The 690-nt window shown below is 65.5% G+C and carries 1 protein-coding gene; it reads left to right on the top strand.

The window, feature by feature from the left end:
* On the top strand, positions 1 to 690 hold a 690-nt coding region (locus E3W21_RS28785; protein ID WP_218570184.1), incomplete at both ends, for a VCBS domain-containing protein.

Raw genomic sequence — 690 nt, 5'->3', positions numbered from 1 at the left:
CCACCATCACCATCGATGTGCACAACAGCAGCATCCAAGCGGTCAGCGACAGCGACGTGACCGTCTACGAAAAAGCCCTCGACCTGAACCAGGATGGCCAGGATCTGGCGCCCGGCACCGTTACCGGGAGCCTGCCGGGCAACACGGGCGAAACCGCCAGCGGCACGCTGGTCGGTTCGGTCAGCGGCGCGGTCGGTGCGATCACCTACACCTTGGTCGGCAGCGCCACTGGCACCTACGGGCAGATCCTGCTCAATCCCGATGGCTCCTACACCTACACGCTGACCTCGCCGCCAAGCACCACGCCGCAGGCGAACGACGGCGCCAACACCTTGAGTGAAACCTTCACCTACCAAGCCACCGACGCCCTGGGCAACAGCACTACCAGCACCATCGTGGTCAACATCGTCGATGACCTGCCGACTGCTCATGCCGACGAGACTTCGGTCGCCGAAGGCGGCACCGTCAGTGGCAACGTGTTGTGGAACGACGTCGGCGGCGCCGATGGCCTCGCCGCAGGGGGCGCGGTGGTCGGCGTGCGTGCCGGTTCAGACACCTCGACCTCGGCTGTTGGCGGCCTCAACACTCAGATCAATGGCACCTACGGTTACCTGACGCTGGACGCCAACGGCAACGCGGTCTACCACAGCAACCCGAACGCCGTGAGCGGTCCCGGGGCGACCGACGTGT

It is taken from the genome of Pseudomonas sp. F01002 (assembly GCF_004402115.1).
Classification (GTDB): Bacteria; Pseudomonadota; Gammaproteobacteria; order Pseudomonadales; family Pseudomonadaceae; genus Aquipseudomonas; species Aquipseudomonas frigoris.
Note: the sequence above shows the minus strand (reverse complement) of the source record. Positions and strands in the feature narration are given on the sequence as shown.